Origin of the sequence: Sediminicola luteus (genome assembly GCF_040566555.1) — a bacterium.
Taxonomy (GTDB): Bacteria; Bacteroidota; Bacteroidia; order Flavobacteriales; family Flavobacteriaceae; genus Sediminicola.
Genome location: NZ_JBEWYP010000001.1, coordinates 759,749 through 782,961, shown reverse-complemented (window position 1 = coordinate 782,961; position 23,213 = coordinate 759,749). Strand labels below are relative to the sequence as shown.

The following is a 23,213-nucleotide window of genomic DNA, read 5'->3' as shown; positions in this document are numbered from 1 at the left end:
TATTATAGAGCATCCCAATGATATTGGGGTGCTTTTTTTTATCTTTAAAACCAAAATCAAATCGATGAAGAAATTTAGTTGGATTGCACTTTTAGCGTTATTGGTAGGTTGTGGCTCGGCACAAAATATGGAGACCCAAACAGGTGTTGTAGGAGGTCCCGCAGGTGTTCAAGGGAAAATTGTAAAGACTACTGATAATGCTGAGGCTTATGGTTCATCCGACAATGGCGGAATGATCCCTGCGTTTGCTGATAAGGACAAGATCGGGGAAATAATGGATTTCTTGGCATCAGATGAATTGCAGGGCAGGGAAACTGGTAGTGAGGGTATAGAAAAGGCCGCAGATTTTATTGAAGGTGTATTTAAAGAAAACAATATCATGCCCTACTTTGTTGCCTACAAGGATACCCTTACCAATATTGATTCCAATGCCTATAATATAGTTGGGGTTTTGGAGGGTACTGATCCTAAACTTAAGAATGAATTTGTGATTATCGGGGCCCATTATGACCACATTGGTATAATTGCTCCAGTGAATGGGGATGCAATAGCCAACGGTGCAAATGATAATGCTTCGGGCACAACAACGGTGTTGGAGTTTGCCCGGTATTTCGGGAACAAAAAAAACAATAAAAGGAGTATAATTTTCGCCCTGTTCAGTGCGGAGGAGAAAGGACTGTTGGGGTCTGCCCATCTGGCAAAAAGATTAAAGTCCAAAAATCTTGATCTCTATACCATGTTGAATTTCGAAATGGTCGGGGTACCCTTAGTGGAAAAGGATTACTATGTCTATGTTACCGGATATGAAAAGTCGAATTTAGCGGCCATTAGTAATAGGTATGCCAAGGAAAAGTTGGTAGGGTTCCTGCCCACAGCAAAAGAGTACAACCTTTTCCAGCGTTCGGACAATTATCCATTTGATAAGGAATTTGCTGTACCATCACAAACCTATTGTACGTTCGATTTTACCAATTTTGATTTTTATCACAAGGTAGGGGACGAGGCAGAGCTGATGGATTATGAACATATGGCGAACTTCGTTAATAAGATGAGCCCCGTATTGGAAAATATTATCAATGCACCTACCAAAGAAATAAAATACAATTAATGTCAAATATTATCATCACAGGTTCCAGTAGGGGCATAGGTTTTGAAATGGCCCAGCTTTTTGCAAATGAAGGCCATCAGGTCCTGGCGCTCTCCAGGAATGAAAAGCCCATACAAGAACTCGAACATAAAAACATTACCGCCTTTTCCTTCGATATCGCCAAAAAGGAAGATATTGAAAGGATGGAAGGCTATATTTCTGAAAATTGGACCACCGTGGATGTCCTTATAAACAATGCGGGGAAATTACTGAACAAGCCATTTTTGGAATCCGGCATGGATGAGTTTGAAGAGGTCTATCGGGTAAATGTTTTCGGCGTGGCCCATATTACACAGAGTGTCATTCCCTATATGTCCAAAGGCGGACATGTAGTTACCATTAGTTCCATGGGTGGGGTACAGGGTAGTGCAAAATTTCCTGGTTTGTCCGCTTACAGTTCAAGTAAAGGTGCTGTGATCACCTTAACGGAATTATGGGCCGAGGAATTTAAAGAAAATGGACCTTCATTCAACGTGTTGGCCTTGGGGGCCGTACAAACAGAAATGTTGGAAGAGGCCTTTCCCGGCTATCAAGCTCCGGTGACTGCCCTTGAAATGGCCACATATATAAAAGATTTTGCCTTAACAGGACATAAATTATATAACGGAAAAATGCTTCAGGTATCTAACAGTACCCCTTAAATGAACGATGTTTTAAAAAAATACCTCCCTGAAAGAGCGATTGAACCTTGTTTGGTTTTAATCAAGGATAACGGGGTGCATCTTAAGATTGTAAATGAGCGTGTCACAAGGCATGGGGATTATAGGAGATTGCCCAATGGGTTGCATCATATTACGGTAAACTCTTCCCTGAACAAGTATCGTTTTTTGATAACCTTGGTTCATGAAATAGCTCATTTAGTGGCATTTGAAAAATATGGAAGACAAATATTGCCACATGGGATAGAATGGAAAAGGACATTCCAATATTTGATGTTGCCTTTTATCAGGCCCGAGATATTTCCATCAAAACTCCTGCCATTGTTGGCGAACCATTTTAAAAACCCAAAAGCAAGTAGTGATACGGATGCTAAATTATCTATCGCTTTAAAGCAGTTTGATAGTCAAAATAAGGATAATTCCTATATTTTTGAACTACCAATAGGCAGTGTCTTTAGGATCTATAATGGCAAGCTGTTTAAAAAAGGGAACAAAAGGGTGAAACGGTACGAATGTATTGAAATAGCTACTGGGAAAGTATATATATTTCAGCCCAATGCAGAGGTTGAATTGATCACAGATTAAAAATATTGACCATGAATAAGAATTATTATGCCATATTAATGGCTGGGGGCGTAGGATCTAGATTTTGGCCTATCAGTACATCGGATAATCCAAAGCAATTTCATGATATGCTTGGAACAGGGGATACCCTTATCCAAAAAACGTTCAAAAGGTTGAACAAGTTTATACCTACAGAAAATATATTGATCCTGACCAATGAGCGTTATAATGACCTTGTGTTGGAACAATTGCCTATGGTTAAGCAAGATCAAGTGGTTCTTGAGCCTGCCATGAGAAATACCGCCCCTTGTATTTTATATGCGTCACTTAAGATTCAAAAAATGAATCCCAATGCAGTTATGATCGTCGCACCAAGTGACCATTGGATTGAAGATGAAGATGCCTTTGCAAAGGATGTGAAGATGTGTTTTGACAAATGTGAAAAAGAAGATGCGCTATGCACCTTGGGTATTAAGCCAACATTTCCAAATACGGGATTCGGATATATAGAGTATCAGAAAGGTAGCACCGATGCGCTGAAGAAAGTAGATCAATTCAGGGAAAAACCTGATTATGAAACTGCTAAAGAATTTTTGGCACAGGGTAATTTCTTATGGAATGCCGGTATTTTTATGTGGAGTGTTTCCACAATCGTCAATGCTTTTAAAGCATTTCAGCCCTCCCAATTTAAATTGTTTGCAGACGGAATGCCTATTTATAACACCGCAGGGGAGCGTTCCTTTATTCAGGAGAATTATTCGAAGGCAGAAAACATTTCAATAGATTATGCTATCTTAGAACAGTCTAAATCTATTTTTGTCTTGCCAGCTACCTTTGATTGGAATGATTTAGGTACTTGGGGTTCCCTTTATGATAAGTTAGATAAGGATGAAAATAACAATGCCATCGTCAATAGTAAGGTTATAGCCGAGGATGCCAATGGCAATATGATTCGTACCCCAAAAGATAAGATTGTTGTTGTAGACGGCTTAAAGGACTATATTATTGTTGATAAGGAAGAAGTGCTCCTGATATATCCAAAATCAAAGGAACAGGATATTAAAAAAGTATTGAATTCCGTCAAAGAAAAGTTTGGCGACCAGCATGCCTAATTATGAGCGAAAACTTAAATCAAGACAATATCACTCCAACTGGAGGTGACGATAGTGGTAAAGAGGTAAAAAGGGACTTTCAAGGTTTATTGGAAAGTACTAAAAAGTTTTTATCCGAGCTCTTGGATATCCGGAACAATACAGATCAAGAGGCCACCAAAGAATCCATAATCGCTGATATTCCCTTTAAGGGGCATACGTCTTGGATTTTGATATGTTCTATTTTTATAGCCTCTGTAGGTTTAAATGCCAATTCCACAGCGGTGGTCATTGGAGCCATGTTAATTTCTCCATTGATGGGTCCTATCTTGGGGATGGGGCTGTCACTGGCTATCAATGATATAGATACCCTTAGGAGGTCTTTAAAGAATTTTGGGGTAATGGTGGTGCTCAGTGTAATTACGGCCTTCCTATTTTTCTATTTTTTTCCTTTAAAGGACCAGTCCTCGGAGCTTTTGGCTCGTACCGAGCCAGATATAAGAGATGTGTTGATAGCCTTTTTTGGTGGACTGGCCCTAGTAATTGCCAGGGCTAAAAAAGGGACTATTGCCAGTGTGATATTTGGGGTGGCCATTGCTACCGCTCTGATGCCGCCACTTTGTACTGTTGGGTTTGGCCTGGCCATTGGTAATTTTTCCTATGCCTATGGTGCTATGTACCTGTTTACGATCAATACCATTTTTATTGGACTTGCCACGTTTTTGGTCATTCGTTTGTTGCGATTTCCCATGGTGCGTTATGTAAACTCACAAAGAAGAAGATTAATAGCAAGAATAGCCTCTGTTGTGGCGATCCTGGTAATGATTCCCGCAAGTTTCACCTTCTACAATGCCCTGCAAAAGTCATTGTTCAGAAAGGACGCCGGCCAGTTTATTGCTGAAAAGATTGCTCCCTACAAATTTCAGGGAGAGGGAAGGTTTTTGGACAACCTGACCACTATGGAATATGATAAGGGCCAAGATCCTAAAATTGAGCTGGTTTTTATGGGGAATGAGACTGTACCGGACAACGTAATAGCCACTTGGGCAGCTCAAATGAAGGATTATCCCAAGTTAAAGAATACCGAGCTTAAAGTGGTTCAGGGGAACAATGAGGTGCAAGACCAAATGAAGTACATCAGTGAGCTTTATGAGTCCAAGAAAAACGAATTGCTAAATAAGGACGAACAAATAAAGGTGTTGGAAGGTGAACTAATGAAGGTCAGTAAGCTTGCCTCGCAACAGATACCCTTTCAGGAGATAAGCGCCGAGGCAAAGACCAATTATGAAAATTTATCCAGTATGGGGTTCAGTTATACCATTAGTACTGATTTTAATAAAGTGGATACCATTCCAATATTTGAGGTAAAGTGGAAAGAGGGAACCAAATCTTCCCAAGTTGCATCCGATACTAAAAAACTAAACGATTGGTTAAAATTGAGATTGAAAAATGCAAAGATACAAGTGAAGGAAGCCAGTAATTAATTGCGCTCCTCCACATACATCTGTCTTACCTTTTTGAAAAGTTCAGAAGAGTATACAAAGTCGGTCACAGCTTCATTATCTGTTTTAAAGATTTCTCTGTTGGTCCCTTCCCATTCTTTATGACCATTTTTTAGGAACAATATTTTCTTCCCTATTTCCATTACAGAATTCATGTCATGGGTATTGATCACAGTTGTAATATCATATTCCTCAGTGATTTCCATGATGAGGTTGTCTATCATGATCGCCGTCTTCGGATCTAGCCCAGAATTGGGTTCATCGCAGAATAGGTATTTGGGGTTCATTACGATCGCTCTGGCTATGGCAACCCTTTTTTGCATCCCCCCGGATATTTCAGAAGGAAATTTATGGTGGGCATCAATAAGGTTTACCCTCTTTAATACCCTGTCAACTCTATCCTTCATTTCCGATTTGGATTGTTTGGTGAACATATCCAAAGGAAACATAACATTGCCTTCCACTGTCATGGAATCGAACAAGGCGCTGCCTTGAAATACCATACCCATTTCTTGACGTAAATCCCTTTGCTCGTCCCCAGAGAGTTTGGAATACACTTTTCCATCATAGCTGATCGTCCCTTTATCCGGGGTAAAAAGGCCCAAAAGGCATTTTAAGAAGACGGTCTTCCCTGAACCAGATTGACCAATAATCAGATTGGTCTTCCCTTTTTCAAAATTGGTGGTGATTCCTTTTAGGACCTCCGAATTTCCAAATGACTTGTATATATCGTTTACTTCTATCATTAGCCTAGTAGTAATTGAGTTAACATGTAATTTACAATGATAATGGTAACACTGGTCCACACAAAGGCAGTAGTACTGGCTTTTCCAACTTCCAAGGCGCCACCTTTCATATAATATCCATGGAAGGAGGGGATGGTTGCAATTATAAATGCAAATACCATTGTTTTGATAAAGGAATAGGCAACGTGGAACGGAATAAAATCTAACTGCAGCCCCTCTACAAAGTCGGCACTTGAGCTAAATCCTCCAAAAACACCTGCGACCCAACCACCAAAAATACCCACATACATGGCAATGGCGATGGCAAATGGATAAAGCAATAGCGCAATGATTTTTGGGAATACCAAGTAGTTAAGGGAATTGACTCCCATTACCTCAAGGGCGTCTATTTGTTCTGTAACCCTCATGGTCCCTATACTGGAGGTGATATATGAGCCTACCTTACCGGCCATGATGATGGAGGTAAAGGTAGGTGCAAATTCCAGAATTACGGATTGTCTGGTGGCAAAACCAATTAAATTCCTTGGTATGAACGGGTTTGTGATGTTAAGGGCTGTTTGAATGGCAACCACCCCGCCGATAAAAAAGGAAATAAATATTATAATTCCCAAAGAGCCATAAATCAATTCATCTATCTCTTTTAAAATGAGGGACTTCATGATGGGCCATTTTGTAGGTTTTTTGAAAACCTCTCTAATCATAATAAAATAGCTGCCAATAGATGCTAAGTAGTTCATGTAATATAAATAGACTTCTTGCTGTAAAAATAGGAATATTAGCTTTCATTTAAGCTTCAATTATCCTTTAAAGGTATTTATTTATTTAAATTTACGTCTTTAAGATTTTCAGCATGATCAAAAATAATGTATTCCTAGTCTTTTTGCTTTTCCTATTCGTAAACCAACCTAGTACAATTAAAGCCCAGAAAAGAAGTAAATCTGATACTCAAAATCCCACCTCCATTCAAACAAAACCAAAATTGGTGGTAGGAATAGTGGTGGATCAAATGCGCTATGACTATGTAACGCGTTTTTGGGATCATTATGGTGACGGTGGCTTTAAACGGTTGGCAAATGAAGGATTTACATGTAAAAACAACCATTTTAATTATGCACCCACGTATACTGGACCTGGTCATGCATCTGTCTATACGGGAGCCACCCCTTCTATACATGGTATAATTGGGAATGATTGGTATGATAAAGAATCTGGTAAAAGTGTGTATTGCGCAGGTGACGAGGCTTACGCTTCAGTTGGAACCTTGACCAATGCAGGGAAAATGTCACCCCATCGGATGAACACAACAACCATAACCGATGAACTTAGATTGCATACCCAGATGCGCGGAAAGGTAATTGCCGTTTCCTTAAAAGATAGGGGAGCAGTTTTACCAGGCGGACATACCGCGAATGGTGCATATTGGCTGCAGGGTGGAGATGAAGGAAATTGGATAACCAGCACCTTTTATATGCAGGAGCTGCCCAAGTGGGTTAAGGATTTTAATGCATCAAATATTGTTGAAGATTATAAAAAACCATGGAACACCTTCAAGGACATAGCCACCTATTTGGAGAGTGGTTCGGATGAGAGCCCCTATGAAGGAATGTTTAATGGAGAGACCACGACTACCTTTCCCCATGATATTCCATTTCTTTGGGATGCCAATGGAAAATTTAATCTCCTAAAATCTACCCCTTATGGTAATAGTATAACTGCAGATTTCGCTTTGGCTGCATTGGATGGCGAAGATTTAGGGGAGGACGCGATCACGGATTTTCTAGCCGTAAGCTTTTCAAGTACGGATTATGTAGGGCATATGTTTGGAGTGGATTCCAAGGAGGTGCAGGACACATATATCCGGTTAGATAGGGATTTGGAGCGTCTTCTTAAAGCTTTGGACAAAAAAGTAGGGAAAGGGGAGTATACAATCTTTCTAACCTCAGACCACGGAGCAAACGAGGTGCCTGCCTATCTTATAGATCAAAAAATTCCAGCGGGATATATTCAATCTTCAGAGATGCTAAAAAAGTTAAATGAATTTGTTGGGTATACTTATGGGACGAAAGATTTGATCCGTAATATATCGAATAATCAAATTTTCCTGGATCATGGGGTAATCAAAGGATTGGATCTTAGTCTGGAAAATGTCCAAGTGACCATAGCTAACGAATTGCTTGGATATGATGGTGTTGAACGAACGTATACCGCCAATCAAATGTGGCAGAATGAGTATACCACGGGAATTCCTTATATCTTACAGAATGGCTACAATCAAAAACGTTCGGGAGATGTGTTATTGGTATTAAAGCCTTCTACAGTTCAGTATTCGATAACAGGTTCTACCCATGGTTCTGCTTTTTCCTATGATACGCATGTTCCATTATTTTTCTTTGGGAAAGGAATAAAAAGGGGAAGTACGGTTGTGAAAACTGAAATACCTGATATTGCTCCTACAATTGCTGCTTTGTTGGGAATTGCTTTTCCGAATGGATCCACCGGAGAGCCAATAAAAGAGGTGTTGGAATAATGATTTGAGGTTCTGATGGCTTCTTTTCTATCCTAATTGAATATATCTGCTAGGATAAGGGTGAGCTATCCCAATAGTTTACCCTTGATATTTTTCCATCTCAAAGCCCTGATGAAGTCACCTTCCTTTTCAGTTACCAAGAAGGGAGCCTTCTCTTTTTTAGCGCCAAAGAAGCCTTTTAAGTTATCCAAGAGCGATTTTAATTTTCGATGTTTCCAAGCCATTTTTGCCGATGCGATAAGGGTAATAAGAAAACCATAGCGCATGGTGTACATGGCTTTGCCCTGTAAAAGTTTTGCTCTTTTGTTATAGGCTTTTCCAATGGGCCGTAAATGTTTCACTTTTAAGCTTTCATCGGTATGGATGTCAAACCCGTGAAATTTGGCCAGCAACTCGTCTACAGTGTCCCATCCCATCGCATTTCTAAGACCTCCCATGGCCAGGAAGCAAGCCTTTTTATAGGATTTAAATGCGCCCCTCACATGATCATTGTCCATAGGGTGGTTTCTTTTCCACTCGCCGGTCTCATCTTGTTCGTAAGCAAACCCTCCGGCTATACCTACATTTGGATAATTGTTGAATATATTGGCTATTTTTTCGAAATAGTTGTCAGGCAAAATAATATCGGCATCTAACTTCACAATGAAATCATACTCTACTTGTAGTTGATCTAGCCCGTTTTTAAAAGCATTCACCACTTTGCTGCCGGGCATATGGAGATGGGAGGATATGATATTTAGCTTCTGAAATATAGGATTTAGCGCTGTAAAATCGTCTATGATACTTTCTGTAGCGTCATCAGAATTGTCATTGACCACAATTACGGAACTGGGTTGAAGTGTCTGCCTAAGTACGGAAGACAATGCATCTTTTAAATGGATCTCTTCGTTATGTGCAGGGATTATGATACTGTATTTCATAGAAAACAATTTGTTTTTTCTTAGGATGCTTTTGGAGTTTTCCTTTCGGCATATACAATATAATAACGAGGGGTTATGCTTCTCAATAAGGGTCTAATGCCCAGTTTATTTACGGGATTGGTCCATTTGGCACGGTCTTTTATCTCCCATCCCGCTTTTTCCAGGAGCCAATCAAATTGCCAGTCTTCAAATTCGTGATAATGTCTGTCCCAAGAATCCGTTTTGCTTCTATAGGCACTGGAAAACCAAAGGCGCAAAGGGATGCTCGCAACCAGTTTGTTTGCTTTTATTTCACGAAGAACATTAAAGGGGGCTACAAGGTGTTCAAAGATTTCAAAGGCAGTAACCACTTCGGCTGTGGAATTCTTTACCGATGTAAATTCGAGATCCAAATCCTCACCCTGGGTGTTCATTACGGAATACCCCTGCTCTTTCATGATTTTTGAAAAAGGATTTTCCACCCCAAGATCTAAAATGGGCTGGTCTTTGCTAATGTGTTTTTGTAAAAATGCTGCGGTATGTTTGAATCTTTTATTCGGAAAATTATTTTCGTACATGCTAATATCTATAAACGAAGGCGTTTATGTTCATTCCCGCGCCAACGCTTGCAAATATAGCAACATCTCCTTTTTTTATTTCCTGATTTTCTAATTTTCCCTTTCTAACCATATCATAGAGTGTAGGGATTGTGGCTACAGAGCTGTTGCCCAGTTGATTGATGACCATTGGCATCACATCTTTTGGCATTTCAAGGCCATATGATTTGTAGAAACGTTTTACAATGGCCTCATCCATCTTTTCATTCGCCTGATGGATGAATATTTTTTTGACCTCCTCAATGCCAACACCACTTTTATCCAAGCAGTCGCGCATTGCACCAGGTACATGAGTCACGGCAAACTCGTATATTTTCCGGCCGTGCATTTTAATGTATTTTGTTTTTGAGGAATCTTTTTGGGAATACGAATCTCCAAAAAATAGATAATAAGCCTCATCATTGGCGTATGTGGCAGAGGCATGTGACAAAATATTTCCTTCGGCATTGGCCTCAATAATTGTAGCTCCGGCGCCATCGGAATAGATCATAGAATCCCTGTCGTACTTATCAACTATTCTAGACAAGGTCTCAGCCCCAATAACGAGACATTTTTTGGCTATGCCACTTTTTATAAATGCATACGCCTGAATAACCCCTTCTATCCATCCTGGGCAACCAAATAAAAGGTCGTAGGCCACACATTTTGGATTTTGTATCTGGAGTTGATGCTTAACCCTAGTAGCCAAACTTGGGAGGGTGTCCCCTTGTGACTGTCCGTGTGCCACGTCCCCAAAATTGTGGGCGAATATTATATAGTCAAGTTCTTCCTTGTCAATACCCGCATCAGCAATGGCCTCTTCGGCAGCTTTAAAAGCTAGATGTGAGGTGTTAAGGTTAGTATCGGCATACCGCCTTTTTTCAATCCCAGTTATACCCTTGAATTTTTCAATGATTACCGAATTTGGACTATTGAATGTTGTGCCATCAGAATTAAGGAATTCATGATTGCCAAAATCCTCATTTGAGGTGATAATTGTTGGCAGGTAGCAACCTGTGCCTGTAATACCAATAGTCATAGAAGTAGTGTTCATATAATAGGTGCAATATAGCGCAATTTAACAAATATTATTATGCATGCATAATGAATACTACGATGTCCAATTCAAAATGATTCATGATTAGTTGCTAATAAAAAGCCTCCCTAAATGATAAGGGAGGCTCTGAGGTATTTGTTTTGTTGGGATTCTTATGCTTCTGCGTACGCTTCAATTGGTGCGCAAGTACATATTAAATTACGGTCTCCATAAGCTTCATCTACCCTTCTGATACTCGGCCAGAATTTATTTTCCGATACATATGGTAACGGGAATGCAGCTTTTTGTCTGCTGTATGGGAATTCCCAATTATCATTGGTGACCATGTCCAAGGTATGTGGTGCGTTTTTAAGGACGTTATCGCTATTTTCCAAGGAAGCTTCATCTATTTCTGCTCTTATGGAAAGCATTGCGTCACAAAAACGGTTTAATTCAGATAATCCCTCACTTTCCGTAGGTTCTATCATCATTGTCCCTGCAACAGGAAAGGAAACGGTTGGAGAATGAAATCCGTAGTCCATCAATCGTTTTGCGATATCCGTTACTTCTATTCCGTTTTCTTTGAAAGGCCTACAATCGATGATCATTTCATGGGCTGCGCGTCCCATTTCTCCTGTATAAAGGACATCGAACTTACCACTAAGTCTATGTTTGATATAGTTGGCATTTAAAATAGCGATTTTGGTAGAATGGGTAAGACCTTTTTCCCCCAACATCTTTATGTAGCCATAGGATATCAAGCAAACCAATGAACTACCCCAAGGAGCTGCAGAAATAGCTGTGATGGCTTTTTCTCCTCCTGTTTTAATAAGTGGGTTTCCAGGTAAAAATGGAACCAATTGTTCTGCAACGCAGATTGGTCCAACTCCCGGTCCACCACCGCCATGGGGAATAGCAAATGTTTTGTGAAGGTTTAAGTGACATACATCGGCACCTATGGCAGCTGGGTTGGTAAGTCCAACCTGGGCGTTCATATTGGCACCGTCCATATAGACCTGACCTCCGTTATCATGGATTAATTTTGTGATGTGCTTAATAGAAGATTCAAATACCCCATGGGTAGATGGATAGGTTACCATCAAAGCAGCTAAATTTTCTTTGTGCTGTTCAACTTTAGCCTCTAAATCGCCAACATCTATATTTCCTTTTTCATCGGTTTTTGTAACCACTACTTTCATTCCTGCCATAACAGCGGAAGCAGGGTTGGTTCCATGGGCAGAAGCAGGGATAAGACAGATGTTTCTGTTGTGATCGCCATTGGATTCGTGATAGGCCCTTATGGCCATTAAACCCGCATATTCACCTTGGGCACCCGAGTTGGGCTGTAATGATGTTCCGGCAAATCCAGTGATGACGTTTAGGTTTTGTTCCAATTCCTTGAGCATGATTTGATATCCTTCAGCCTGCTCAACAGGGACGAATGGATGTATGTTGCCCCATTGTGGAGTACTGAGTGGAAGCATTTCCGAGGCTGCATTCAATTTCATGGTGCAAGAACCAAGGGAGATCATGGAATGGTTCAACGCCAAATCTTTACGCTCCAATTTTTTAATGTAGCGCATCAATTGTGTTTCTGAATGAAAAGAGTTGAAAACAGCATTTTCCAAGAAAGTGGAAGTACGTTTTATGGAACCATCAATGAAAGTTTTGTTTGACAAACTATCAATTTTCACCCCTTCTTTGGAAAGTGACTTTGCGAAAATATCAACTATTTGTTGTAGGTCTTTTAGAGAGGTAGCTTCATTCAGAGAGATACTTACGGTACCGGCATCTGGATAAAAGAAGTTTACCTCGTTCTTCTCTGCTTCCGGTCTAACCAATTTGGCATCGGCCTTAACGAGAATAGTATCAAAATAAGAAGTGTTGGTCTGGACCAAGCCCATTTTTTCCAACGCATAGGCCAAAGTAGCTGTAGATGAGTGTACTTTATCCGCAATATATTTTAATCCTCTTGGACCGTGGTATACGGCATACATTCCTGCCATTACGGCCAATAGAACCTGGGCAGTACATATGTTGGAGGTGGCTTTATCCCTCTTTATATGTTGTTCCCTGGTTTGTAATGCCATACGTAGGGCAGGCTTGCCATCTGTATCTTTGGTTACCCCAATGATACGTCCGGGAATACTTCTTTTATATTCTTCCTTAGTTGCGAAAAATGCCGCGTGTGGTCCACCGTAACCCAATGGAATCCCAAATCTTTGGGTGGTACCCACTACAACATCGGCTCCAAATTCTCCTGGAGGGGTCAATAATACCAAACTTAAGATGTCAGCAGCAACTGCTACCTTTATTTCTTGTTCTTTCGCTTTGGCCACGAAAGATGCATAATCGTTTACTTGACCGTATTTGCCAGGATATTGTAATAATGCCCCGTAAAAATCATTAGTGAATTCAAAAGAGCTGTGATCACCAATAACCAACTCTATGCCTAAAGGTATGGCCCTTGTTTTTAAAAGGGATAAGGTCTGTGGTAGAACTTCTTCGGAAACAAAGAATTTAACCGTATTGTTCTTTTTTTGATCCCTACTTCTCACTTCATAAAGCATGGTCATAGCCTCGGCAGCAGAGGTGCTTTCATCCAATAGTGAGGCATTGGCCAATTCCATTCCCGTAAGATCACAGATCATGGTTTGGAAATTCAATAAGGCCTCTAGGCGTCCTTGGGCAATTTCTGCCTGATAAGGGGTATAGGCCGTATACCATCCTGGGTTCTCAAGAATATTTCTCTTAATCGGAGAAGGGGTAAGACTCTCGTGGTATCCAAGTCCAATGTACGACTTGAAAACTTGGTTTTTTTCGGAAAGCTTTTGGAGATGGGTGAGGAACTCGTGTTCACTCATGGCCATCGGCAGATCCAACGGCTTTTTTAACCTTATATCATCCGGTAAGGTCTCATAGATCAATTGTTCTAAATTATCTACTTGTACCGTTTTAAGCATTTCTGGAAGGTCTTCTTCTCTTATACCAATATGGCGCAATGCAAATACGTCTGTCCTCATATTTTGGGCGTTTTTTTTCTTAATCAAAAAGATGTGCAAAATTACTGATTTCTTATTTCAAAATCGATAAATTATGTTAGGTAAAACATAAAGTTTTTAACTAAAAATCAATCTTGTAAACAGTTTAATTAGTTTTGTTCAATGAAATGGCCTAAGCGAGTTTTTGACTTTTATTTGGATGCGAGTATCCATGTGGCGCTAGCTGTTTTTGCTATGGCGATGGTGACTTGTTTAATCTTAAACATTTCCTTGGACCGCAATCTGGCCATATTTCTGTTTTTTGGCACTATTGTCGGTTATAACTTTGTCAAATATGGGGTTGAGGCCAAGAAATACCTCCTTGTTGCCAATAGCTACCATAAGAATATACAGATCTTTAGCTTTATTTCTTTTTTCATTGCCATCTATCACGCATGGTTTTTGAATTTAGATGCATGGAAGTGTATTGTCGTACTGGTATTATTAACGACTCTTTATGCCATACCGGTTTTGCCTAAGGCTAGAAATCTGAGAAGCCTTGGGGGTTTTAAAATTGTTGTCGTAGCAGTTGTTTGGGCAGGGGCTACCGTGCATTTGCCAGTTCTGGCTGTATCAGGAGATCTAACCTGGGATGTGTGGGTGGAAGGAGTACAGCGATTTTTGTTCGTATTAGTACTGATGGTGCCCTTTGAGATCAGGGATTTGAAATATGATGGGCCTGATTTAAAGACTTTGCCACAACTAATTGGCTATTTAAGGACTAAGATGATAGGCACATTTGGGGCCTTTCTTTTTTTTTGGTTCCTTTTTTTAAAGGACCATATCTCTAATCTGGATGCCTTGTCTAAGGGCGTGGGGTTGTTTATGCTGGGACTGCTAATGTTGTTTACCCAAAAAAAACAATCTACTTATTTTTCTTCCTTTTGGGTGGAATCCATGCCTATCTTTTGGTGGCTATTCCTACTCTTGTTTGCTTTTTGGATATAGCTTTTCCTTCATGTCCAATTTGTCCTTTTCCGATAGGGCATTTAAACGAGCCTGCTCACATAAGGTTGTAAGCTTGGTGTTCTTCTTAGTGTATTTCGAGCAAGTCTTGCACATAAGAATATGGAACTTAAGTCTTAGGATCTCCAAAAACTTAGCTTCTCTATATTGTGCTTTGTTGCATATTACTGCTGCTTCTTGGCAAGAAATCATAATTTAAAACCAATTTTGATTAAGGCAATCCATCAGGGTTGTTCTGGCCCTGTGTATCATCACCCAAAGGTTAGACGGATTAATATCCAACTCATTACAAATATCTTCAGTGCTCATCCCCTGAACAGTTTTCATGGTAAACACCAAAGATTGTTTTTTAGGTAATTTGGAAATACAGTCCTGTATGGCCATTCCCAACTCCTCGTTTTCTATATCACTATTTTCCAATATACTCATGGGATCGGCAACCTGCTCCTCTAGCCAGTCACCGTCTGTTTCTGTACTGGAGTTATAGGTCATGCGTACCTCTGCTTTTCCCTTATTGGAGTTTATTTTGCGATAATGGTCAATGACTTTTCTTTTTAGAATAGCAATTAGCCAAGTGCGCTCTGCAGCATCGCCTTTATAGTTTTTGGCAGATTTTAACCCAGCAAAAAAGGTTTCCTGTACCAGATCTTTCGCTATTTCAGCATCGCTTACGCGGGAAACAGCATAATTAAAAAGGTAGTCGGCATATTGATCCACCCATATTTCGGGCTGTAATACGTGAGTTGTCATATCATTTTTTGCTCATACCAAATGTAATTTATTTTTTTTTGAACATTAAGTATTATTTTTGTTTAAACAGTTTTATCCTATGAAAACCATATTATCACTTCTTTTATTTGCCATCGTTCAATTTGGAATGGCCCAAATAAAAACAATACCTATTGCCTCGTTGTCAGAAAATCAATTGGTTTCAGTTGTTTTAGTCGATGTAAGAACACCGTCTGAATTTGAAGCCGGCCATTTAAAGAACGCAAAAAATATCAATTGGATGGGTGATACTTTTGCCAAACAGTTTGAAGCCGTTTCCAAAGACCAACCTGTTTATGTGTACTGTAAGGTTGGTGGTCGTAGTTTAAAAGCTGCCGAATGGTTGTTGGCCCATGGTTATAAAAATGTGACCAACCTATCCGGAGGATATGATGCCTTTTTGCAGAAAAAGAAACCTTGATAGAGCAAGATTCATATTAAAAAAAACCTGCAAGGTCTTAAGTTTTGCAGGTTTTTTTGTTTGTTAAATTAATCCTGCCCTTTCCAAAAGGGCCTCAATTTTTGGCTCGGCACCCCTAAAACGCTTATAGAGGTCCATTGGGTTTTCCGTTCCTCCCTTAGATAGGATATGTTCTTTGAACTTAGTAGCCACTTCTTTGTTGAATATGCCTTTTTCCTTAAAATAGGCAAAAGCATCCGCATCTAGCACTTCTGCCCATTTGTAGCTGTAATAGCCTGAGGAATATCCGCCTTGAAAAATATGTGCGAAGGAAGTGCTCATACAGGTCTCCGGCATATCGGGAAATAGGTCGGTGTCCCTAAAAGCCTCTTTTTCCTGTTCCTTTACATCCGTAATATCAGATGGATCTGTTCCGTGCCAAGACATGTCCAATAGGGCGAAACTCAATTGGCGCAAGGTGGCCATCCCCTCTTGAAAGGTAGAGGATTCCTTTATTTTTTCGACCATTTCCATGGGAATCAATTCTCCTGTCTTGTAGTGTGTTGCAAACAGTTCCAAAGCCTCTTTTTCGTAACACCAATTTTCCAAAATCTGGCTTGGTAGTTCTACGAAATCCCAATACACGGAGGTGCCCGATAATCCAGGATAAACCGTATTGGCCAACATACCGTGCAGTCCGTGACCAAACTCATGGAAGAGGGTGGTCACTTCATTAAAGGTCAGTAAGGAGGGCTTGCTGGCTGTTGGTTTGGTGAAATTGCACACATTGGAAATATGTGGTCTTTCATTAACGCCATATTGCACATATTGTGATTTAAAGGAAGTCATCCAGGCTCCCCCACGTTTTCCAGCTCTTGGATGAAAATCCGCATAGAAGAGGGAGACCAAATTTTTATGCTCATCATATATGCGATATGTTTTCACATCCGAGTGGTATTTGTCAATATCAAAAACTTCTTCGAATTGCAATCCGAATAATTTTTCTGCTACTTTGAAAACCCCTGCAATAACGTTTTCCAATTTAAAATATGGCTTCAGTTTCTCATCGTCCAAATTGAACAGTTTTTGTTTTAGCTTCTCGGAATAATAAGCACTGTCCCATTTTTCCAACCTGTCAATCTGATCCAATTCCTTGGCAAAATTTTCCAGTTCTTTAAATTCTCTTTCTGCAGCCGGTTTTGCCTTTTCCAATAGTTCGTTTAGGAACTCATGAACTTTTTCAGGGGTTTCTGCCATTCTCTCCTCCAGGACAAAATGGGCATGGGACTTATATCCCAATAATTTAGCACGCTCATAACGGAGCCTAGCAATCTTCATTATGTTTTCTTGGTTGTCCAGTTCGTCATTATGAAATCCTTTGCTGCCAAATGCTATGGAAAGTTCCTTTCTCAACGCCCTATTTTTGGCGTATTTCATGAATGGGATATAGCTTGGGTAATCCAAGGTGATCAACCAACCTTCTTTGTCTTTTGATTTTGCTAACTGTTCCGCAGCCTCTTTTTCGCCCTCCGGAAGACCATCCAAGTCGGACTCATCGGTAAGGTGCATTTCATATTTGTTGGTCTCGGCAAGGATATTTTCCCCAAATTGTAGCTTTAATTTGGAAAGCTCGGCATCAATTTCACGAAGGCGTATTTTTTTGTCATCTGGCAAATTAGCGCCATTTCTACTAAAACTTTTATACTTTTTGTCCAACAGAGTGTATTCCTCTTTCGTCAGGTTTAAGTCATCCTTTTGTTCATAAACGGCCTTGACCCTTTTAAAAAGGCTTTCATTAAGCATTATGTCGTTGCTGAACTCTGAGAGTAGTGGGGAAACCTCCTGTGCGATTTTTTGAATTTCAGGATTGGTCTCAGCAGAATTTAAATTGAAAAATACACTTGATACCCGATCCAATTGTTGACCTGCAAAATCCAAGGCTGCAATTGTGTTTTCGAAAGTCGGAGCAGAACTCGCGTTCGCGATAAGGTCTATTTCCTGTCGGGCTTGAGCCATAGACTCCAAGAAAGCAGGCATAAAATGTTCATTCTTTATTTTGGAAAAAGGAGCCGTATCAAAAGGTGTCAATAAGGGGTTGTTCATAGTGTATTCTAATTCAATTTTAATTTATGTTGCAATCTGTTGTATATGAGGAGGCATTAATTTGAAGTTCACCAATCAATTGTTGGTCACATCCTCCTTGAGGTTATTTTTTGCGTACTTCTTCTGCTCCTTGTATTACTTTTTGTTTCAACCCTTCCTTGTAGAGCAAAATTTTGTCCAGAACGCATTTATCACTGCTGCCAATAATTTGGGCGGCTAGGATACCGGCATTTTTGGCACCGTTCAGGGCTACAGTGGCAACCGGGACCCCGCCGGGCATTTGTAGGATGGACAGAATGGAGTCCCATCCATCAATAGAATTGCTGCTCTTCACCGGAACACCAATAACGGGCAATGGCGACATGGACGCTACCATGCCCGGGAGATGGGCCGCACCGCCAGCACCGGCAATGATAACTGAATAGCCGTTTTTATGGGCATTCATACTAAAGTCGAATAATTTTTCAGGGGTACGGTGAGCGGAAACGATATCCACATCAACCTCTATGTCAAAACCTATTAAAATATCCACTGCTTCCTGCATAACGGGAAGATCACTTGTGCTTCCCATAACCACTGCCACTTTACTCATAGTTGTATAATTTTCTTATTCACTTATTACTTTGATGGTCCCTTTTACCTGCTCAGCAATTTTTCTTGCCTTTGCAATGTCGTCGTTCACTATGGTCACATGTCCCATTTTTCTAAAGGGCCTCGTTTGTTTTTTTCCATAGATGTGTGGGGTAACCCCTTCCATTTTAAGGATTTCTTCCATGTTGTCATAGACCACATTTCCAGTGTGTCCCTCAGCGCCCACTAAATTCACCATAATACCGGCTACTTTGCTCGCTGTATTCCCTAATGGGAGGTCTAATATTGCGCGGATATGTTGCTCAAATTGATTGGTATAGCTGGCTTCAATACTGTAATGTCCGCTATTATGAGGCCTAGGGGCCACTTCGTTGACCAAGATCTGATCGTCCTTGGTTTGAAACATTTCTACAGCCAAAACCCCAATATGTTTCATTTTTTCTGAAACTTTTAAGGCGATTATATTTGCTTTTTCTGCTACCTTTTCATCAATTCTGGCGGGACAAATCACATATTCCACCTGGTTGGCTTCTGGGTGAAACTCCATTTCCACAACAGGGTAGGTGGCCACTTGTCCGCTAGGATTTCTAACCACAATTACGGCAAGCTCATTTTTAAACGGGATCATTTTTTCCGCAATGCATTCCACGTTCGGCAAACCATCCAAGTCCTTTAGGCTTCTTACTACCTTTACCCCTTGACCATCATAACCAAATTTGGTGCATTTCCATACAAAGGGAAATTCCATCCCGCCATTGCTAATACTGTCCTCTATTTCACTAGTGTGGGCAAACCTGCTGAAAGGGGCCGTAGGGATATTATGATCTATATAAAAAAGCTTCTGTGTGGCTTTGTTCTGAATGGTGCGCAATGTTTGTGATGGTGGATACACCTTGATGCCTTCCTCCTCCAACTGTTCTAGTGCATCCAAGTTGATATTCTCGATTTCAATAGTAAGAACATCCACATTTTTTCCAAAATTGTAAACGGTATCATAATCCATGAGGTCTCCTTGTTGGAACTCATTGCAGGATATTTTACAGGGCGCCTCCTTTGAAGGGTCCAGAACTTTGGTGTGGATATCGAACTTACGGGTCTCGTAAAGCATCATTTTTCCTAATTGGCCACCGCCTAGGATACCCAGTTTGAAATCGGAAGAAAAATAGTTCATGGATTATTCTTTAGTCTTATGGATAATCGAATACAAATAGTGTAACAAAAATACATTTAAATCTTAAAACAGCCTTGCGCATCTTAAAAAGAGAAATCAAAATGTTATCTTTGGCATCTCATTAAATTAATGGCGGTGATAAAGCTCCACGACAAATATTTTAAACCATTTCTTAGCAAACAGGAAATAGAAACTGCTGTTAAAAAGGTGGCGCATGCCGTTGCAGCAGATTATAAAGATCAAGTGCCCATTTTTGTAGGCGTACTTAATGGATCTTTTATGTTTGTTTCGGATGTTTTAAAGCATTATGAGCACCCATGTGAGGTTTCCTTTGTGAAGTTGAGCTCTTATAGCGGACTTACCTCTACAGGAATAGTAGAAACCTTGTTGGATGTGCCAGAGAATATTGAAGGTAAGGTAGTCATCATTTTAGAAGATATCATTGATACCGGCCGAACCTTACAAAAACTGGTGCATTTGTTTGCCAATGCCAATGTCAAAGAATTTAAAATAGCCACCCTTTTTTATAAACCATCCGTTTACAATGGGGAATATACCATTGACTATGTAGGAATGGAAATTCCCGATAAGTTTATCGTTGGGTATGGTTTGGATTACAATGAATTGGGCAGAAATTTAAAAGAAGTATACCAATTAAACCAAAAATATATGATAAACATAGTATTGTTCGGAAAACCAGGGGCCGGAAAGGGCACCCAAGCTGCATTCCTAAGGGACACTTATAACTTAAAGCATATTTCTACAGGTGATGTGTTCCGTTACAATATTAAAAATGATACTCCTCTGGGACAACTTGCCAAATCTTATATGGATAAAGGTGATCTTGTGCCGGATGAGGTTACGATAAAAATGTTGCAGGATGAAGTGGAGAAAAATCCTGAAGCATCCGGATTTATATTCGATGGATTCCCAAGAACGACTGCACAAGCAGAGGCCTTGGACAATTTTTTGGATACCAAGGACATGAAGATCAATGCGACAATTGCACTTGAAGCGAATGATGAGGTATTGATTCAGCGTCTTTTGGAAAGAGGAGAGGTAAGTGGAAGGCCAGATGATCAGGATGAGGATAAGATCCGAAACAGATTTGAGGAGTACAACCAAAAGACCGCCCCTTTAAAGCAGTATTACGAGTCTAAGGGAAAATTTCATAGCGTTAATGGTATTGGAGCCATCGCGGATATTACAGAACGCTTAAAAGCGGTAATAGATAAATTATAAGGTTTGCTTTTCGATGGGTTTTCTCAATTATGGGATGCCCTAAAGAACTTCTGCAAACCGTTAAATTGTAAAAATGACTGAAGGTAATTTTGTTGATTATGTTAAAGCATATGTTTCTTCCGGAAATGGGGGCAAAGGCTCTGCGCATTTACACCGTGAGAAATTTATAACCAAAGGTGGTCCCGATGGTGGTGATGGAGGAAGAGGTGGACATGTAATCCTTAGGGGCAATAAAAACCTTTGGACGTTGGTTCACTTTAAATTTAAAAAACATTTTAAAGCGGGTCACGGGGAACACGGAAGTAAAAACAGAAGTTTTGGTGCCGATGGGCAAGATGTATATGTAGATGTTCCTTTGGGTACTGTGGTACGAGATACAGAGTCCAATGAAATTTTATTCGAGATCACTAAAGATGGGGAAGAACAGATCATTGTAGAAGGTGGAATGGGTGGCCTTGGAAACTGGCACTTTAGATCTTCTACCAATCAAACACCTAGATACGCTCAACCAGGTAAACCCGGTGAGGAGAGACAGATAACCCTGGAAATGAAAGTATTGGCCGATGTAGGCCTAGTAGGTTTTCCCAATGCTGGAAAATCTACCTTACTCTCCGTTATCACTTCGGCGAAACCAAAAATTGCCGATTACGAATTTACTACACTCAAGCCCAATTTGGGAATAGTGGAATACAGGGACTTCCAAAGTTTTGTAATGGCGGATATTCCCGGAATTATAGAGGGAGCGGCTGAAGGTAAGGGGCTTGGACATTATTTTCTGAGACATATAGAACGGAATGCCACTTTATTATTTTTGATTCCTGCAGATAGCAAGGACATTAGTAAGGAATATGAGATTTTGTTGGATGAGCTTCGCAGGTATAACGAGGAACTTTTGGACAAGGAACGATTGGTGGTCATTTCCAAAAGCGATATGCTGGATGAGGAACTAAAGGCAGAAATGCGGGTTGAGCTTGACAAGGATCTTAAAGGAACGTCCTATATGTTCATTTCATCTGTAGCACAACAGGGCATCGTGGAGCTCAAGGATAGGCTCTGGGCAATGTTGAACGATTAAATAATTGAATATTTAATTGCCTTCCCATTTTTAAGTATTTTTATGAAAAACCGAATGATGAGAAATTTCATAACCATTTTGGCAGTTTTACTTTTAGCATCGTGCAATGCTGTAAGAGTCAATTATGATTACGATAAGGATACTGATTATTCCAGTTATACCACCTACAATTACTATCCGGATATGAAAACCGGGTTAACTCAGTTGGATACCAGACGTTTATTGGATGCCATAGACTCCATCATGCAGGTTAAAGGGATGTTGCTTGCCGAGGAGCCAGATTTTTTGGTAAATATCACCAGCAGTTCTGTTCGAGGTCCTAGAAACAACAACGTGGGTGTTGGGGTTGGCGGAACAGGTAGAAATGTGGGAGGGGGAATATCTATAGGTTTGCCGATAGGCCAGCCCGATTTGGAGCGTGTTATTCAGTTCGATTTTGTGGATAGCCAAAAAGATGAGCTATTTTGGCAGGCAATCAGTGAAAGCTCCTTTAAGGAGAACCTTTCCCCAGAAGCAAGGGAGGCCAAATTAAAACAAGTGGTGGATAAGGTATTTTCCAAATACCCCCCTGGCACCAAGAACTAACAAATAATACCCGTATATTGCCATAAATACGGCAGTTAAGAATTAGATACAATGAAAAAGGTGGACCCATAGCGATATGTGTCCACCTTTTTTGATACCGTAATTTGACCTATGGCCTAATAATGTCCTTGTAACGATCTTTATAAAAATAAAGCATAATAATATTTAATAGAAGTAGTATTAATGCCGGACCTATAGAGCTGGGCTCCAAGAACGCATTAAACAAAATGGCATTAACAGAAATGGTCATTAGAATGATCATCATCAATGCCCCAAACTTGTTGGCCAATAAAGAAAGACCTGCAAGTATTTCGACCAAGGCAACCATGTTAAGGGTATTGGTACTCATCAATGCAGAGAAATACTCATTTGCCGCTTCGGACATTTGTCCCATGGGCATAAAATGAAATAGTTTATTCGATCCGAATACGATTAAGAAGAGTCCAAACGCAATACGCAGGACCAAGAAAACTTTTGGATTCATAATTGGCTGTTTATGTATTA

At 40.2% G+C, this 23,213-nt stretch carries 23 protein-coding genes; 11 read left to right on the top strand and 12 right to left on the bottom strand.

The features are described 5' to 3' along the window. Positions 1 to 64 precede the first annotated feature (64 nt). Genes ABXZ32_RS03530 through ABXZ32_RS03510 form a run of 5 tightly spaced genes read left to right on the top strand, consistent with a single transcriptional unit; the run spans position 65 to position 4,945 of the window. Entirely contained in the window at positions 65 to 1,108 is a 1,044-nt protein-coding gene (locus tag ABXZ32_RS03530) for a M28 family metallopeptidase (RefSeq protein ID WP_354617277.1), read from the top strand. Continuing rightward, positions 1,108 to 1,788: an SDR family NAD(P)-dependent oxidoreductase gene (locus tag ABXZ32_RS03525; protein ID WP_354617276.1), complete on the top strand. Its 681-nt coding sequence runs from the start codon at positions 1,108 to 1,110 to the stop codon at positions 1,786 to 1,788. The genes ABXZ32_RS03530 and ABXZ32_RS03525 overlap by 1 nt, the downstream gene beginning before the upstream one ends. Then, entirely contained in the window at positions 1,789 to 2,391 is a 603-nt protein-coding gene (locus ABXZ32_RS03520; protein ID WP_354617275.1) for a SprT-like domain-containing protein, read from the top strand. Between the two features lie 11 nt (positions 2,392 to 2,402). After that, on the top strand, positions 2,403 to 3,482 hold the full coding sequence (locus ABXZ32_RS03515) for a mannose-1-phosphate guanylyltransferase (protein ID WP_354617274.1): 1,080 nt from the start codon (positions 2,403 to 2,405) through the stop codon (positions 3,480 to 3,482). 2 nt (positions 3,483 to 3,484) lie between these two features. After that, positions 3,485 to 4,945, top strand: coding sequence for a DUF389 domain-containing protein (locus ABXZ32_RS03510; RefSeq protein ID WP_354617273.1), 1,461 nt, complete (start codon positions 3,485 to 3,487; stop codon positions 4,943 to 4,945). On the opposite strand, the gene ABXZ32_RS03505 is transcribed toward ABXZ32_RS03510, so the two are convergent. Both ABXZ32_RS03505 and ABXZ32_RS03500 read right to left on the bottom strand, forming a co-directional pair. Further along, positions 4,942 to 5,709, bottom strand: coding sequence for an ABC transporter ATP-binding protein (locus ABXZ32_RS03505; RefSeq protein ID WP_354617272.1), 768 nt, complete (start codon positions 5,707 to 5,709; stop codon positions 4,942 to 4,944). The genes ABXZ32_RS03510 and ABXZ32_RS03505 overlap by 4 nt on opposite strands. Further along, entirely contained in the window at positions 5,709 to 6,446 is a 738-nt protein-coding gene (locus tag ABXZ32_RS03500) for an MlaE family ABC transporter permease (protein WP_062055835.1), read from the bottom strand. The genes ABXZ32_RS03505 and ABXZ32_RS03500 overlap by 1 nt, the downstream gene beginning before the upstream one ends. A 113-nt stretch (positions 6,447 to 6,559) precedes the next feature. On the opposite strand from ABXZ32_RS03500, the gene pafA reads away from it, so the two are divergent. Next, positions 6,560 to 8,236: an alkaline phosphatase PafA gene (gene pafA / locus ABXZ32_RS03495; RefSeq protein WP_354617271.1), complete on the top strand. Its 1,677-nt coding sequence runs from the start codon at positions 6,560 to 6,562 to the stop codon at positions 8,234 to 8,236. 65 nt (positions 8,237 to 8,301) lie between these two features. Here the strand turns inward: pafA and ABXZ32_RS03490 are convergent, their stop codons facing one another. The 4 genes from ABXZ32_RS03490 to gcvP form a co-directional block, all read right to left on the bottom strand. Continuing rightward, positions 8,302 to 9,156, bottom strand: a complete 855-nt coding sequence (locus ABXZ32_RS03490; RefSeq protein ID WP_354617270.1) for a glycosyltransferase family 2 protein — start codon at positions 9,154 to 9,156, stop codon at positions 8,302 to 8,304. A 20-nt stretch (positions 9,157 to 9,176) separates the two neighbouring features. Then, positions 9,177 to 9,713, bottom strand: coding sequence for a class I SAM-dependent methyltransferase (locus ABXZ32_RS03485; protein WP_354617269.1), 537 nt, complete (start codon positions 9,711 to 9,713; stop codon positions 9,177 to 9,179). A gap of 1 nt (position 9,714) precedes the next feature. Then, a complete protein-coding gene (locus tag ABXZ32_RS03480; RefSeq protein WP_354617313.1) occupies positions 9,715 to 10,770 on the bottom strand; it encodes a 3-oxoacyl-ACP synthase III family protein in 1,056 nt (351 codons plus the stop codon). A 170-nt stretch (positions 10,771 to 10,940) separates the two neighbouring features. After that, positions 10,941 to 13,790, bottom strand: a complete 2,850-nt coding sequence (gcvP, locus tag ABXZ32_RS03475) for an aminomethyl-transferring glycine dehydrogenase (protein WP_354617268.1) — start codon at positions 13,788 to 13,790, stop codon at positions 10,941 to 10,943. 141 nt (positions 13,791 to 13,931) lie between these two features. On the opposite strand from gcvP, the gene ABXZ32_RS03470 reads away from it, so the two are divergent. Then, entirely contained in the window at positions 13,932 to 14,756 is an 825-nt protein-coding gene (locus tag ABXZ32_RS03470) for a hypothetical protein (protein ID WP_354617267.1), read from the top strand. Here ABXZ32_RS03470 and ABXZ32_RS03465 read toward each other — a convergent pair. After that, positions 14,730 to 14,966 (bottom strand): hypothetical protein, encoded by a 237-nt coding sequence (locus ABXZ32_RS03465; protein ID WP_354617266.1) that lies wholly within the window; start codon positions 14,964 to 14,966, stop codon positions 14,730 to 14,732. The two genes, ABXZ32_RS03470 and ABXZ32_RS03465, sit on opposite strands and share 27 nt — an antisense overlap. 3 nt (positions 14,967 to 14,969) lie before the next feature. Continuing rightward, on the bottom strand, positions 14,970 to 15,524 hold the full coding sequence (locus ABXZ32_RS03460; RefSeq protein ID WP_062055825.1) for a sigma-70 family RNA polymerase sigma factor: 555 nt from the start codon (positions 15,522 to 15,524) through the stop codon (positions 14,970 to 14,972). A 79-nt stretch (positions 15,525 to 15,603) separates the two neighbouring features. Here ABXZ32_RS03460 and ABXZ32_RS03455 point away from each other — a divergent pair, with 79 nt between their 5' ends. After that, entirely contained in the window at positions 15,604 to 15,963 is a 360-nt protein-coding gene (locus ABXZ32_RS03455; protein WP_354617265.1) for a rhodanese-like domain-containing protein, read from the top strand. A gap of 63 nt (positions 15,964 to 16,026) precedes the next feature. Here ABXZ32_RS03455 and ABXZ32_RS03450 read toward each other — a convergent pair whose 3' ends face one another. From ABXZ32_RS03450 to ABXZ32_RS03440, 3 genes are all read right to left on the bottom strand, one after another. Next, a complete protein-coding gene (locus tag ABXZ32_RS03450) occupies positions 16,027 to 18,045 on the bottom strand; it encodes a M3 family metallopeptidase (protein ID WP_354617264.1) in 2,019 nt (672 codons plus the stop codon). 103 nt (positions 18,046 to 18,148) lie between these two features. Then, positions 18,149 to 18,637, bottom strand: a complete 489-nt coding sequence (gene purE / locus ABXZ32_RS03445) for a 5-(carboxyamino)imidazole ribonucleotide mutase (RefSeq protein WP_354617263.1) — start codon at positions 18,635 to 18,637, stop codon at positions 18,149 to 18,151. A 15-nt stretch (positions 18,638 to 18,652) separates the two neighbouring features. Next, positions 18,653 to 19,807, bottom strand: a complete 1,155-nt coding sequence (locus tag ABXZ32_RS03440) for a 5-(carboxyamino)imidazole ribonucleotide synthase (protein WP_354617262.1) — start codon at positions 19,805 to 19,807, stop codon at positions 18,653 to 18,655. A 135-nt stretch (positions 19,808 to 19,942) separates the two neighbouring features. Between ABXZ32_RS03440 and ABXZ32_RS03435 the strand changes: the two genes are divergently transcribed. The 3 genes from ABXZ32_RS03435 (at position 19,943) to ABXZ32_RS03425 (ending at position 22,709) form a co-directional block, all read left to right on the top strand. Continuing rightward, the gene (locus ABXZ32_RS03435) at positions 19,943 to 21,049 is read left to right on the top strand and encodes an adenylate kinase (RefSeq protein ID WP_354617312.1); all 1,107 of its coding nucleotides are present in this window, start codon (positions 19,943 to 19,945) and stop codon (positions 21,047 to 21,049) included. 73 nt (positions 21,050 to 21,122) lie between these two features. Then, positions 21,123 to 22,124 (top strand): GTPase ObgE, encoded by a 1,002-nt coding sequence (obgE, locus tag ABXZ32_RS03430; RefSeq protein WP_354617261.1) that lies wholly within the window; start codon positions 21,123 to 21,125, stop codon positions 22,122 to 22,124. A gap of 57 nt (positions 22,125 to 22,181) precedes the next feature. Then, positions 22,182 to 22,709 carry a DUF4136 domain-containing protein gene (locus ABXZ32_RS03425; RefSeq protein WP_354617260.1) on the top strand — a complete coding sequence of 176 codons (528 nt, stop codon included), beginning with the start codon at positions 22,182 to 22,184 and terminating at the stop codon, positions 22,707 to 22,709. A 109-nt stretch (positions 22,710 to 22,818) separates the two neighbouring features. Here ABXZ32_RS03425 and ABXZ32_RS03420 read toward each other — a convergent pair whose 3' ends face one another. Then, positions 22,819 to 23,193, bottom strand: a complete 375-nt coding sequence (locus ABXZ32_RS03420; RefSeq protein WP_354617259.1) for a DoxX family membrane protein — start codon at positions 23,191 to 23,193, stop codon at positions 22,819 to 22,821. Positions 23,194 to 23,213 lie beyond the last annotated feature (20 nt).